This is a genomic window from Flavobacterium sp. HSC-61S13, assembly GCF_024171535.1.
Lineage (GTDB): Bacteria > Bacteroidota > Bacteroidia > Flavobacteriales > Flavobacteriaceae > Flavobacterium.
On record NZ_JALJZV010000019.1, the window covers coordinates 12,344 to 26,395 of the forward strand.

Annotated in this window: 10 protein-coding genes; 7 read left to right on the forward strand and 3 right to left on the reverse strand. The window is 33.7% G+C overall.

Features of this window, described 5'->3' with window-relative positions; translation table 11 throughout:
* Positions 1-117: 117 nt before the first annotated feature.
* The gene (locus L1275_RS14620; RefSeq protein ID WP_253474998.1) at positions 118-1,047 is read left to right on the forward strand and encodes a glycosyltransferase family 2 protein; all 930 of its coding nucleotides are present in this window, start codon (positions 118-120) and stop codon (positions 1,045-1,047) included.
* Positions 1,031-2,374, forward strand: coding sequence for a hypothetical protein (locus tag L1275_RS14625; RefSeq protein ID WP_253475001.1), 1,344 nt, complete (start codon positions 1,031-1,033; stop codon positions 2,372-2,374). The genes L1275_RS14620 and L1275_RS14625 overlap by 17 nt, the downstream gene beginning before the upstream one ends.
* On the opposite strand, the gene L1275_RS14630 is transcribed toward L1275_RS14625, so the two are convergent.
* Positions 2,363-3,259, reverse strand: coding sequence for a glycosyltransferase (locus L1275_RS14630; protein ID WP_253475004.1), 897 nt, complete (start codon positions 3,257-3,259; stop codon positions 2,363-2,365). The genes L1275_RS14625 and L1275_RS14630 overlap by 12 nt on opposite strands.
* A 36-nt stretch (positions 3,260-3,295) precedes the next feature.
* Between L1275_RS14630 and L1275_RS14635 the strand changes: the two genes are divergently transcribed.
* Positions 3,296-4,393, forward strand: coding sequence for a glycosyltransferase (locus tag L1275_RS14635; protein WP_253475007.1), 1,098 nt, complete (start codon positions 3,296-3,298; stop codon positions 4,391-4,393).
* Entirely contained in the window at positions 4,390-5,460 is a 1,071-nt protein-coding gene (locus L1275_RS14640; protein WP_253475010.1) for a glycosyltransferase, read from the forward strand. The genes L1275_RS14635 and L1275_RS14640 overlap by 4 nt, the downstream gene beginning before the upstream one ends.
* Here the strand turns inward: L1275_RS14640 and L1275_RS14645 are convergent.
* Complete coding sequence (locus tag L1275_RS14645) at positions 5,443-6,333, reverse strand: glycosyltransferase family 2 protein (RefSeq protein ID WP_253475013.1); 891 nt, start codon at positions 6,331-6,333, stop codon at positions 5,443-5,445. The genes L1275_RS14640 and L1275_RS14645 overlap by 18 nt on opposite strands.
* Positions 6,334-6,336: 3 nt before the next feature.
* Positions 6,337-7,020 (reverse strand): cell division ATP-binding protein FtsE, encoded by a 684-nt coding sequence (locus L1275_RS14650; RefSeq protein WP_253475016.1) that lies wholly within the window; start codon positions 7,018-7,020, stop codon positions 6,337-6,339.
* A 203-nt stretch (positions 7,021-7,223) separates the two neighbouring features.
* Here L1275_RS14650 and L1275_RS14655 point away from each other — a divergent pair, with 203 nt between their 5' ends.
* The 3 genes from L1275_RS14655 (at position 7,224) to L1275_RS14665 (ending at position 13,720) form a co-directional block, all read left to right on the forward strand.
* Positions 7,224-10,244: a tetratricopeptide repeat protein gene (locus L1275_RS14655; RefSeq protein ID WP_253475019.1), complete on the forward strand. Its 3,021-nt coding sequence runs from the start codon at positions 7,224-7,226 to the stop codon at positions 10,242-10,244.
* Positions 10,245-10,268: 24 nt separating this feature from the next.
* Positions 10,269-12,038, forward strand: coding sequence for a TonB-dependent receptor (locus L1275_RS14660; RefSeq protein WP_253475022.1), 1,770 nt, complete (start codon positions 10,269-10,271; stop codon positions 12,036-12,038).
* Between the two features lie 1,232 nt (positions 12,039-13,270).
* Positions 13,271-13,720 carry a GreA/GreB family elongation factor gene (locus tag L1275_RS14665; protein WP_253475024.1) on the forward strand — a complete coding sequence of 150 codons (450 nt, stop codon included), beginning with the start codon at positions 13,271-13,273 and terminating at the stop codon, positions 13,718-13,720.
* Positions 13,721-14,052: the final 332 nt, after the last annotated feature.

Below are 14,052 nucleotides of genomic sequence, written 5' to 3' on the forward strand. Positions count from 1 at the left end.
CGTAGAGTTGGTTTTTTTTTAATTTAAATCTCTTGATATCTACTGGATTTTATTTGTTAATTTGATGCGATTAAGAAAAATGTAAATAGGGTGATGAAAGTTTTTTAAATTTAAAATATGGGGAATAGGATCGCTGTTTTAATACCTTGTTATAATGAGGAAAGTACCATTGAAATCGTTATACAAGATTTTCAAAAACACCTTCCAGAGGCTTCTATATACGTTTGTAATAACAATTCAAGTGATCTTACTGGGGTTGTTGCAGAGACGTTAGGAGTTAAAGTTTTGTTTGAAGCCAAACAGGGGAAAGGTTATGCTGTATCAAGACTATTTAATAGTATTGAGGCAGATTTTTATGTTTTGGTAGATGGAGATGATACCTATCCCGCGGAAAGTGCGAGACAAATGATTTCTATTTTAGAAAAATCAAATGCAAATATGGTTGTTGGTGATCGCTTATCCAATTGTTCCTATAAATATCAAAACAAAAGAAAATTCCACAATTTTGGAAACTCATTGATGAATCGGCTAATCAACACTTTTTTTAAATCTAATATAAAAGATATATTAAGTGGATACAGGGTCTTTGATCGGGCATTTGTTCAAAATTACGCCTCTTTTGCTAAGGGGTTTGAAATTGAAACAGATTTAACCTTGTTTGCTTTAAATTATGATTTAGAGGTAAAGGAAGTTCCCATCGATTATCGAGATCGCCCAGAGGGTAGCTTTTCCAAATTAAACACTTATAGTGATGGAATCAGAGTAATATTTACTTTTTTCAATTTGTATAGACTTTATAAGCCGCTCTCCTTCTTTTCAATAATAGCTTTGTTTTTGTTGGTTATAGGTTGTGTTTTAGGTAGTTTCCCTGTATATGAATACATCCAATTTCGTTTTGTTTATAAAGTTCCTACTGCAATTTTAGCTCTTGGTTTAGTTATAATGGCTGCATTGCTCTTCTGTTGTGGTTTAATCTTAGATTTAATTACAAATATCGATAGAAAAAACATGAAATTAAAAATGAAGAAATATGCTTTTAAATTTTAGAAACTACTCTTTTTTTACTGCGGTCTTCATTTTATTTACTGTGGTGTTTTACACGAATTTTTTTGGTCGCCTAGATGGTGATTTTAAGAATTTTCAACGGGATTCAGAATCATTAATTATCGGAAGATTAGCATTGTCAGAAAGAGAAGGTGTGTTTTATGAAAACGGTCTACCAGGGTGTTACAAGGATTATCTCACAGATCAATATCGTATTTTCGAAGATGGAATTTACGCAGATAAAGAAGATTTTGATACCTATAATAGCCAGAATGGAGGACAGGGAATCCTCTTTTCTATTTTGAATAAAATATCCCCATTTTCTAATTCCGAAAATCTGGTTGGGTTTTATATGATTACAGCTACTTTATTAGCGCTGTTCTTTACTTTATTTCTGTTTTGGGTGAGAAGCAAGTATGGTTTTTTAACGGTCTTAATTAGTCTCTGCCTACTGTTGTTGTCGGATTGGATTATTGTTTTTAGTAGAAATCTCTGGTGGAGTTTATGGTCTTTTTATCTGCCGTTTATTTTTATGTTGTTATTCCTAAACAAAAGAATATTTCGATTGACTCAAAACATCAGTTATTCGAAACAAATCTACCTATGGTCCTTTCTTTTGGTTTTTATTAAATGTCTGATTACAGGATTTGAGTATATTACTACGACTTTGATTATGTCTATAACTCCCTTTGTCTATTATGCACTTTTGGATAGATGGTCGTTAAAAATTTTTATAAATAGATTATTATTTTCATCCATGGGTTTTTTAACGGGTATACTTGGATCCGTTTGTCTGCTTATTTTTCAATTGATTGGAAAGAAAAATTTAGAAGCAGCTAATGGATTTATTTATTTAAAAGATACGTTTTTTAGGAGAACATACGCTAATTCGAGCAGTTTCTCAACACCTTATAAAGAGTCGTTAGACAGTTCGGTTTGGGCAGTTTTAGATCAGTATTTATCGGGTAATGCTTTTATCTTCAATAAAGCAAATGATTCCATTGCGATTAGTTTTTTAGAGGTTATTTTCGTTTTTGCGGGCTTTTCTTTATTGTTTTTGATTCTGTTATTTTTTAACAGGTTAAATAGTAGTCAAAAGACTAAAGGTCTGGCTTTAATGTATACGATGTGGTTTACAATTTCAGCCCCATTGTCCTGGTTCGTAATTTTCAAAAGCCACTCTTATATTCATACTCACATGAATTTTATTGTATGGTACATGCCTTTTATGTTATTGGGTTTTGTTTGGATTGGGTATGTAATTTCTTGTATAATATCTGGTTTTTTACGAAAGGTCAAACTGTATAAAAATAAGGCATTAACGACATAGCGTTAAGAGATGTAGTTTAGTTTTTAATAGGAGGAGCTTGATTAATAAGAGGTATTCCCCTTTTTTTGTATTTTGGTGTAATTCGTAATGAATTCGTTTTAATAAAGCAGTATCTTCCGTTTTAGATTGATTTAACTTTAGGGCTTTTTTGAGAATATAATAGGTAGAAATACTTAATTTATGCGCAAACAAATCCTTCTTTGCAAAACTAGCTCCGAGTGAGTTTTTTAAGTAGCGCTTTTTTACCCAAATTTCATCGGTATAATAGATTTTATAAGTGCGTGATGCTCTTATCCAGTAGTCTAGATCTTCATAAAACAAAGTCTCATCGTAGCCGTCTAGTTTTTCAAATATTTTTCTATTGTGTAAAGCCGTGACAGAACATATACTTGAACCGCCTGCTAATATTTCACTATAAATATTACCGGAATTTCTTTTTTTTAATACTTTTTTGTTGGAATCAACAGGAAAAAAGTAGGATATAAAATCCCCCTTCTGATCTATATTAATAGCATTGGCATATATAAATGCCGTATGATCTAAATCGGTCTGTAGAATATTGGAGATCTGTGATTTTACGGTGTTTTCAAATAGAAGATCATCACAAGCTAAATCTATTAAGAAAGATCCTTTGGATTTATGGACAGCTAAGTTGAAGCTTTTGGTATTGCCAAGATTACGATCATTTTTAATAAATAAAACATTAGGGTTTTTTATTAACCAACGTTCGATTACTTTTACGGAGTTATCAGTGCTAAAATCATCAACGATTATAATTTCAATATTTTTATAACTTTGTGCTAATACGGAATTTAATGTCTCGAGGACGTAATCTTGTTGATTATAACACAGGCAGATAACAGTAACCCAAGGAAGAGCTTGCATAAAAAACGGTATTTGCTCAAAATTAGAGAAAAGATCATGAAATTACAAAATAAATATAAGATTGCCTTGGTCGGTTTTCGCTTAAGTGGTGGCGGTTCTGATCGAGTGATGGCGAATCTTTCAGTTTATTTTGATCAAATGGGAATCGAAATTCACATTGCTACGGTTATAGATCAACTGGGTTATGAATATAAGGGAGAGGTTTTTTCGACATCTTCCTTAAAAAGGAATCGAAATGGCTTAATAGGAAAATTTAATAGGGTAGTAGGATTATATCAATTTTTTAGAAATAATAAGTTTGACTATATTATAGATTTTCGATTTCGTACCAAAGGAATACAAGAATGGATTATTGCTAAATACCTCTATAACGCTCCTGCTATTTTTACTATTCACAGTTCAAAAACAGATGAGTATATTCCTCAAACAAAATGGCTAGCGCAAAGTATGTACGCTGGAGCATATCGAATTGTTGCAATAACTAATGCGATTAATGACAAAGTCTTTCAAGAACAGCAACTGGCCAATTTATCTACCATTTATAATCCCGTCGATTTTGTTTCAATCGATCGTTTGATGATGGAACCAATCGATTTAGATTTTCAATATATTATTGCCGTGGGGCAGTTGGAAAATCCCATCAAACAATTTGATCATCTGATAGAAGCTTATTCTAATTCCTGTCTAAAAGATAGGCAAGTGCATTTAGTAATTTGTGGTAGTGGTCATGGGGTGTCAAAACTAGAAGATCAAGTTAGACGGTATAATTTGGAGCACTTTGTGCACTTTATCGGTTATCAATCCAATCCCTATAAGTATATGGAAAAGGCTAAATTTCTGGTATTGTGTAGTCAATTTGAAGGATTGCCGATGGTTTTGATTGAAAGTTTAGCGTGCCATACTCCAGTGGTTTCATATGATTGTGAAACAGGACCTCGTGAGATAATTATTCCCGAAGAAAATGGTATTCTAGTAGAAAATCAAAATAAAATCATGTTACAGCAAGCTTTGGATCGCTTTGTAAATGATCGTGAATTATATAATCATTGTAAGCGAACTGCCCGGGAATCTGTAAAAATATTTGAATTGGAGGCTGTGGGAAAACAATGGATTAATTTAATGAACTTAAAATGAAAATAGTCTATTTATCTACCAAAATATCCGATTCTGGGGGAACTGCTAAAATAACATCTTTAAAAGCGAATAATTTCATTGAAAAATGGGGTTTTGAAGTGTCTATTATTAGTACAAATGATGAGACCGAAACGCCTTTTTATTCGTTTGATTCACGGATTAAATTTTATTTCTTAAAAAGTAAAATGACCAATTTATTCGCTTTAATTCCGTTCTATAAACGAGTGCAAAAAATCATCAATGAAATAAATCCGAATGTAGTCATTGTCAACGATAACGGTTTTAAAGCTTACTTTTCTACACTTTTTTTGTTAGGTCGTCCCTTATGGTTTGAAATTCATGGATCAAGAGCGTTTTTATATAAAAATAAAAATAATCGCGTAAAAAACTTTTTTATTACTTGGATTTCTGATCGATTGTATACAAAATTTGATCGCATCATCTTGTTGAATGAAGAAAGCAAAACAGAGTGGCACCATGCAGTGGTGGATGTAATTCCTAATTTCATTGAATCCACTAGTGAATTATCTATGGAATGTGATTCTAAAGAAATTATTGCTATTGGTCGAGTCTCTGCTGAAAAAGGATACGATCGAATGCTAACCATCTTCGAAAAAATATCTTCAGATTATCCGGATTGGAGTTTACATATTTATGGAAAATATGAAGATCAATTGCTGCTTGAAGGTCTATTGGCTCGAAATGCTAAACAAGTTTTCTTTCATGGTGAAACAAGTAACATTTCTAAAAATATTAGAAATTCTGCATTTATGATACATACTGCCTACAAGGAGGGTATGCCCATGGCTTTGTTAGAGGTTTTAAACAATGGTAGAACCGTGGTGGTCTTTGATGTTCCTTTTGGGATTAATGAAATTGTGAGAGATCAGTATAACGGTTTTTTAATTGTCGATGGAAATTTAGCTGAATTTGAAGAAAAAATTAGACTATTGATTCGAGATGAGAAACTTCGTGCAAGTTTAGAAGATAGAGCGAAAAAGTCTTTAGTAGATTACCAACTGGAACCAATACTTGCAAAGTGGAAGAGGTTATTTGATGCGTTGTAGAGAGCAGAAATAGCCCAATTTATAAAGGTCATACAAAAATAAAGAAGGAGTGTCGGATAATAGATTTTTTTCAAAATACCGTTGGCTTTTTGAAAATAACCAACTGCTGCTTTGTGTCAGGTAAAGATTATCTAAAATTCCATATGTCCTTAGTAGAGAAGTGTCTTGCTTAGTGATCTGCTTTTCCATTAGAAGACCATTTAAAGTTTGAAGAGCCTGTTGCGTTTTGTTTAAAAAAGCGAGGGAAGACTCTACTTTTAGATGAAATACGGAGTTTTCGATATGATAAACTTCGATCTTTCGTTTTTGAAGGTTTTTAAAAAAAATAAAATCTTCATAACCGTATTCCTTAATATCTCGATCAAATCGAAGGTCTTTTAAGGTTTTCTTGTTGAAAAATATATTGGAACACAAGGAATAGTTATAAGGTCTTTTTTGACGAATAGCTGTAGGTATGGCTTCTCTTGATTGACCATAGATCCAACGTAAACTCTTGCTTTTAGCTTGATCTGCTTGTTGATAGCGAAGTCCTCCTGATAATATCTTTTCTTGGTGATACAGTATACCATCTAAATATTTCTTTACAAAATCTTTTGAAACAGGTAGGGTATCACAATCTAAAAGCAGATTATAATCATATATGGATTTCTCTATTAGAAAATTCCTAGAATTACTCAATCCCATGTTCTTAACTTGTATGTGGTAGTAGCAATTTGATAGTGATTCAATTTTGCTGTAGGGATACGGAACCGTTGAGGCATCATCAGAACAGATAATTTCAAAATTAATACCCAATTGTACACATTCTTGATGTAATCTATCGACTAAGGGATAGACATCATAATTGTAGGTTGGAATTAAAATTGACAACATATTTTAAACCGTTCGTTGAACTACTTCAAATAATTTTCCATCTTCACATTTTAAAGTTTTAGCTGGATACTTTAACAGCAAAGCATAATCGTGGGTTGCCATAATAATGGTTCGTCCGTTTTGATTAATTTTCTGTAGTACTTCCATGACTTCAACGCTGGTTTGGGGATCTAAATTACCAGTAGGTTCGTCTGCTAAAATCAAGTCCGGATCGTTGAGAAGTGCACGGGCTATGGCTACACGTTGTTGCTCACCACCGGAAATTTGGTGGGGCATTTTTCGAGCATGTGATAACATACCTACGCGATCTAAAACCTCTTCGATTCTGCGGTGCATCGCTTCTTTTTCTACCCAGCCCGTCGCTTTTAATACAAACAACAAATTGTTGTAGATATTTCGATCGGGAAGAAGTTTGAAATCTTGAAATACGATGCCGAGTTTTCTCCTTAAAAAAGGAATATCGTTTTCTCTAAGTGTTACTAAGTCGTAGTCTACAATAGTCCCTGTACCTTCTTGTAATTTCAAATCGGCATAAAGCGTTTTCATAAAACTACTTTTACCAGCTCCGGTTTTACCGATCAGGTAAATGAATTCTCCTTTTTGAACTTCGAGGTTTATCTGAGACAATACAGCGAAATCATCTTGGTAAATTGTGGCATTTTGAAGTGATAAAACAGCTAGTGACATAGGATTCTTAGTTTGAGTGGTAAATGTAGGAAGTAAAATCGTTTAAATCAAGATTTTTTTGACTGTAAATTGGGAATAAGACAATTTGCCTCTATGATGATTCACCGATGGATAAAAGGGCGAAAAAGTACCATAATATATTGCTAATTACGAACGTTAATAAGCTAAAATATGATATATTTGAATTTTAAAATAAAATAAAAATGCGAAAAATTAATAGGTTATTCTATTTGTCATTATCTCTGGGAAGTGTCGTGGCTAGTGCACAGCAAAGTGCCGTATATACTGGTGAACTTTCCGATTTTAATCATGCCGTAGCATTATATAAAGAAGAACAATATTTAGCCGCTCAAATTTTATTTGATAAAATTAAAGTAGCTCAGAATAATCAGGAAAATGAGTTAGAAGCAGAATGTGCTTACTATATAGCCAATTGTGCCATCCGCTTAGAACAAGATGGAGCAGAGGATAAAATTGATTTATTTGTTAAGAATTATCCAACGAGTGCCAAGCAAAATCAAGCGTATGTTGAAGTAACTAAGTTTTATTTCGACAAGGGCGATTATGCACAATCTTTGCGTTTTGCTCAAAAAGTAAAGGAAAATGCGATGAGTGAACGCGATTTAGATCGTTTTTACTTTCAAAAGGGATATGGTAACTTTTTTGTCAAAAATAAAAAAGAGGCTCAAAAATACTTTACAAAAGTAAAGGAGAGTAAAGAATACGGTGAACAAGCGGTCTATTATTTGGGCTATATCGCCTATGATTCCGATAACTACGAAGATGCTAATCAACTGTTTGAACAAGTAGAGAGCAAAGAGAAGTACAAAGAGAAAATGGGTTATTTTCAGGCGGATATGAGCTTTAAGTCAGGTAATTTTGACAAGGCCATTAAGCAAGGGGTCGAGCAAATGGGGAAGGCTACTGAGGCTGAAAAATCAGAACTTTCCAAAATAATCGGTGAGAGTTATTTCAACCTAAATCAGTTTGATAAGGCTTTGCCATATCTGTTGGATTACAAAGGAAAAAATGGAAGATGGAGCAATACCGACTTCTATCAATTGGGATATGCTTATTATAAATCAAAGGATTACGAGAAAGCTATTGAACAGTTTAATAAAATAATCGGTGGAAATGATGGTGTAGCTCAAAATGCATATTATCATTTGGGGGAGAGTTATCTGCACACCGACAAAAAACCACAAGCCTTAAATGCCTTCAAAAATGCATCTGAAATGAATTTTGAACCTAAAATTCAACAAGACGCCTATTTGAACTATGCCAAACTCAGTTATGAAATAGGAAACCCCTATCAGAGTGTACCTGGGGTTATCACGGCATTTTTGGCCAAGTATCCCACTTCCCCTTTTAAGGATGAATTGGAGTCCTTATTGATCGATTCCTATATCACTTCAAAAAACTATAAAGAGGCTTTAGTTTTATTGGAAAACAACAAGAGCATCCAAAACAAGTTGGCGTATCAAAAAGTTACGTTTTATAGAGGCTTAGAATTTTATTCAGACAGCCAGTACAAGGAGGCCTTAGACTTATTCAATAAATCGATAAGTGAAAAGCAAGATGCTAAATTTACTGCACGAGCACAATATTGGAAAGGGGAAACAGAATTTAATAGCCAGCAATTTGCAAAGGCATTAGAATCGTATGATGCTTTTCTCTCCTATTCAGAAGCGTCAAAAACACCTGAATATTTGAATATCGAGTACAGTAAAGCCTATGCATACTTTAAACTAAAACAATATGAACCCGCTGCCGCTGCGTTTCAAAAATTTGTAAACGTGTCAAAAGCAGACGTTTCTAGAAAGAACGATGCCTATGTTCGATTGGGCGATTGCAATTTCGTTTTAGGTAAATATTGGCCTGCCATGGAGGCTTACAATAAAGTGATTGAAAGTAATACTGCTGATGTGGAATACGCTACCTTTCAAAAGGCGATGTCTTATGGATTTGTAGACAGGAATGATCGAAAAATAGAAGATTTGAATGCCTTTGTAAAAAAGTATCCAAAATCCAATTTCGCCGATGATGCCTTATACGAAATAGGGAATACTTATATAACCACTAATCAGGCACAGAAGGGAGTTCAAACTTTGGATCAACTGATTAAGAGTTACCCGACTAGTTCCTTTGTATCCAGAGCCATATTACGTCAGGGACTGGTGTATTACAACAGCAACGAGAACGACAAAGCCTTAGCAAAATTCAAAAAAGTAGTAGCGGACTATCCGAATACGCCTGAAGCTAATGAAGCGGTTTCTAATGCGCGATTGATCTATGTAGATAACGGACAAGTAGAAGAATATGCTACTTGGGTGAAGAACTTAGATTTTGTAGAAGTTTCCAATTCAGATTTAGATAACGATTCGTATGAGGCGGCTGAAAAGCAATACCTACAGAATAATACAGCACAGGCCACTAAAGGATTTGCTTCTTATCTAGCTAATTTCCCTAATGGAGCTCATGCGTTAAAGGCGAATTTCTATTTAGGAGAAATATTTTATGCCGCTAAAGATGTATCGACTTCAATACCACATTTCGAATATGTAGCATCAAAAGCCAGAAATGCATTTTCAGAGCCGGCTTTAGCTCGATTGGGTGAAATTTATTTAGCTCAGAAAGAATCGACTAAAGCAGTAGAAGTTTTAAAGAAATTAGAAACGCTTTCGGACTATCAACAGAACACGCTTTTTGCACAATCCAATTTGATGAAAGTGTATTACGATCAGAAAAATGATGCACAGGCTGTTGTATATGCTGAAAAGATTTTAAACAATCCAAAGGCCGATGCAAAAGTGAAAAGTGATGCTCAAGTTATTATTGCACGAGCAGCTATTCACGCCAATGACGATGCAAAAGCCAAAGCAGCTTATGTTAAAGTAGCGGCCATTGCAAAAGGAGAGCTAGCGGCAGAAGCCTTGTATTACGATGCTTATTTTAAAAATAAAGAAGGCAAATTTGAAAGCTCTAATACGGCAGTTCAAAAATTGGCTAAAGACTATTCCGGTTATAAATATTATGGAGCCAAAGGCTTGGTGTTGATGGCTAAGAACTTTTATGCCTTAAAGGATAGTTACCAGGCAACCTATATATTAGAGAGTGTCGTTAAGAATTTTAGCGATTATCCAGATTTGGTTTCCGAGGCGCAAAATGAACTGAATACAATCAAGAAAGAAGAGTCTAAGCGAAATTCTTCCGTTTCTAAATAATTCTTCAAAACAAATAATTGAACGATGAACAAAACACATTTATATAGTTTATCTGCTGTTGCTATACTATTGTCAAGTACAGCTGTGGCTCAAGATAAAAGCAAAAATAAAAAGGACGAGAATATAGGAACGGAAGTAGTCAATGTGGTGCGTCCCTATGAGGCGACGATATCGGATGCTTTTAAAGTGCGTGAAACGCCGAATCTGAGCGACGAAGACAATGCCCAAAAGAAAAACATTAATTATTCGATTAATTCTTTTCCTGTAGCTTCTACGTTTGTTCCTGAAAAAGGTAAAGCAGCAGACGTCGAAAAAGATCCGCGATTAGCGGCATTTAACAACTACGCCTTATTTGGATTAGGGAATTATCTCAACCTAAGAGGGGAGTTGTTTTTGACCAAAAAAATCAGTGAAACGGATTATTTGGCTGGTATGGTTAATTTTTTCTCTTCAGAGGGGGGAATCAAAGATCAAATTCTCGATGACTATTTCTCTAAGGCAGCTATTGACCTTACTTATGGAAGTAAAAGAGAAAAATTCAATTGGAATATTGATTTGGGATTTCAAAATCAAGTAACTAATTGGTATGGTCTTCCTGTGAAAGATTTGGATTTTACGAATTTTGATGCCAGTGGAATAGACGAAGAACAACAATATAAATCGGTTTTTGTGGGAGGGAAAATGGAGTTTAACAACAGTCCATTAGCTTCCATAGATTTAAAATACAAATATTTTTGGGATGCTTTTGACAGCAAAGAAAATAGATTCTATATCAAACCAAAAATTGAAACGGCTTTAGGAGAGCAAGACATAACGGTCAATTTAGTTATGGATTATGTCAGTACTGATTACGAAGTTTTTCAAACGAAGTACAAAGAGACCAACCGCCAAATGAATTTTGGAGTCGAGCCAAGTATTGCGTTTCAGGACGAAACCTATTCCTTACAATTGGGAGCGGGATTGTTTTTTAACGACTCGCAGTTAAAAGGTAAAAAAGACAATGCCTTTTATATTTACCCACAGGTCAAGGCGTCATTCAATTTAGTTGATAATCTTTTGATCGCTTATACCGGTGCAGAAGGAGGCTTAAAACAAAATAGCTATGCTGATTTTGTTGCGGAAAATCCATTTATTACTCCGGGTAATGCGATATTACCAACTAGTGAGCAATACAATATTTATTTGGGATTAAAAGGTAAGTTAGACAATACCATTTCGTACAACATTAGAGGATCTTATAAGAGTGAAGATGATAAGGCATTTTTTATGAGTAGTGCTTATTCGGGCGGAACCACTGCTTTGGGTTATCAATACGGTAACTCTTTCGATTTAACCTACAGTAATTTAAAAACCTTGAGTTTCTTTGGGGAATTGCGTTTTGACTTTGAGAAAAACGTTACCATGGGGGTTAATGGGACTTTTAGTCACTATACTACTGATTTGACTGAAGCATGGAATATGCCTACTGCAAAAGTGGGTGCAGATATACAGATCGAAATAACCGATAAGTGGTTTGCGGGTACTGAAGTTTATTTTGTAGGAGAAAGAAAAGATCTTTTTAGAAATGGAACTGTAGTTGACCCAACTGATCCCGGTTTTATTTCGAACCCGGTGATTAAAACCTTGGAAAGTTATGTGGATTGGAATTTGAAATTGGGTTATAGACCAAGTAAACATTGGACCCTATTTTTAAACGGTAATAATCTATTAAATAAGAATTACGAGAGCTGGAATAATTTTAAAGTTCAAGGAGTTCAAGTTATGGGTGGAGCCATGTATAAATTTGATATGTAAATCAGGGATTAACGGATAGGATCTGTTTCTCATATTTAATTAAAAATATTTTAAAAAGCAGTAAGTAGTTTTTTCTACGTACTGCTTTTTTTGCGTTAAAGATCTAATTTAACTCAATGTTATTTTGTTTAAGTTGTTGTAATATAGATAATTAAGTGTTAATTTTTTTTAAAAATTTTGTGATACAATATGGAATAGGTTATATTAGGGTAGCTATAATAAAACGAAAGGAGTTGTTGGTATGTAGGTTAGATAAAAAAAATAGAATCATTTTTAAGCGATTTCAGGAAATTCATAAGTTGTAGAGGCTTTTTGAATCGTTCCTAACGCTGATCAGTAAAAGAGTTACTAGTGCGTTTTAGGTGCGAAATAATTACATTATTTCGGGTTCCAAGGAGTCTCCCATGTTGGAATTTGAACCGGGTTCATTCAGAGAATCGAAGAGCTGCTTTGTTGATCCCAATTAGCAGTGTGTGCTGTGTGCTACAGTACAAGTCTTAACAGGGTTGTATTCCATTGTAGTAGTGTAAATTTAATTAGTTGAAGGCGGCCAGGATATTAGGAGGTATATATATAAGCCGATAAATCTTGGGTTTGCAGAGCTGTTGGTTGTTAGTTGATTTCTATTTACTCGGCGTACTCAAGAAAGGAAATAGGTTTTCCGTAAAGGTCTTTCCAGATAAATCATAAGAATATTCGTAGGCCTCAATTGTGTAGCGACCAAGCTGTGTTTTAGAAAATTATTTCGGCCACTAATATTGTCTTTCATTGTAAATATAATGCGACGTTTTGAGCATTTTTTGAACAATTAAGTGTTTTAAATGGCTAAATGTTGGAAAATAGCACGGATTTAATTTATTTTTTTTCAGGTATTAAACCGTTTTTGCCTGCTTTTTTAGAAAGAAATCTAAATAAATTCAGTTTATTAGTCGCGAATTTGTATTTTGATAAAAAAAAGTCTCTTAATGCGATTTTATTAAATTTTTTATATCTTTCAATAAAATTTTTTGTGTAAGATTGCTGTACAGTAATTGCAGTTATTTTTTCTGATTTTTAAAGCAACGGCAGATCGTTTTATAGGGATTTTCGCTTTTCGGAAAAAATAATGGAAAGGGATTGTGGTTCGCAGGTCTTAACAAGCTGTAAATTCAGTGATTTTTATAATTAAAAAACAGAAAAACAACTTTGTAACAATAGTGATTCCAAATGGAATCAAGAAAAAACTTAACAAAATGAATATTAAAGAGAAACTCCTTCAAACGCATCTTGAAATCATTACGGATAAAATCGACGCATTTCAAGACATGATTTCCCAAATGGCGTCAGATGCTCAAAATGACGCCAAAAGTTCTGCTGGTGATAAACATGAAACGGCTTTATCGATGATGCATCTAGAACAAGAGAAATTAAGTAAAAAGGTTGCTGAAGCTATTGAAACTAGGGCATATCTCTCTAAAATTGATGGAAGCCGTATTTCCGATACCGTTGGATTGGGGAGTTTTTTAAGAATTAATTCAATTTACCTTTATATTTCAGCGGCCTTGCCGAAATTGGTCATCGATGATATGTCTATACTTTGTATTTCAGCAGATGCGCCATTAGCTGTGGCTTTGATCGGAAAGAAGTTGAATGATACTATTGTATTTAATGGCTCAGAATTTTTGATCAATCATCTGGAATAAATAACGCGATCTTATGCGAGCAATTGGGATTGTTGTAAAACCTGTTCCAGTTCGCTTTATCGTATAACTTTTGTTGATTATCGGTGTAATTTTGACTTCAACTTTCGATATTTTAATAAGATATATCCCTCTTTTTTAGCAATAGAAAAGGGGGATATTATTTTTTATACATGTTAAATTAAACTTAAAAATTCATGTTTCTGTAATTAAATGATTTTTCGCAAAAAGAGTATTTTAATTTTTATATTCCATTAGCGTGAATTATTGCGCGAATCAATTTTTAAAAATTAGTTCCAATTGTATTTTTATAGAAATTTAACGCCATTCTATAA

What these genes read in the sequence shown, in the direction of transcription:
- L1275_RS14630 (WP_253475004.1), bottom strand. Translation starts at nt 3,259, where the DNA reads ATGCAAGCTCTTCCTTGGGTTACTGTTATCTGCCTGTGTTATAATCAA.
- L1275_RS14645 (WP_253475013.1), bottom strand. Translation starts at nt 6,333, where the DNA reads ATGTTGTCAATTTTAATTCCAACCTACAATTATGATGTCTATCCCTTA.
- L1275_RS14620 (WP_253474998.1), top strand. Translation starts at nt 118, where the DNA reads ATGGGGAATAGGATCGCTGTTTTAATACCTTGTTATAATGAGGAAAGT.
- L1275_RS14640 (WP_253475010.1), top strand. Translation starts at nt 4,390, where the DNA reads ATGAAAATAGTCTATTTATCTACCAAAATATCCGATTCTGGGGGAACT.
- L1275_RS14665 (WP_253475024.1), top strand. Translation starts at nt 13,271, where the DNA reads ATGAATATTAAAGAGAAACTCCTTCAAACGCATCTTGAAATCATTACG.
- L1275_RS14655 (WP_253475019.1), top strand. Translation starts at nt 7,224, where the DNA reads ATGCGAAAAATTAATAGGTTATTCTATTTGTCATTATCTCTGGGAAGT.
- L1275_RS14635 (WP_253475007.1), top strand. Translation starts at nt 3,296, where the DNA reads ATGAAATTACAAAATAAATATAAGATTGCCTTGGTCGGTTTTCGCTTA.
- L1275_RS14650 (WP_253475016.1), bottom strand. Translation starts at nt 7,020, where the DNA reads ATGTCACTAGCTGTTTTATCACTTCAAAATGCCACAATTTACCAAGAT.
- L1275_RS14660 (WP_253475022.1), top strand. Translation starts at nt 10,269, where the DNA reads ATGAACAAAACACATTTATATAGTTTATCTGCTGTTGCTATACTATTG.
- L1275_RS14625 (WP_253475001.1), top strand. Translation starts at nt 1,031, where the DNA reads ATGCTTTTAAATTTTAGAAACTACTCTTTTTTTACTGCGGTCTTCATT.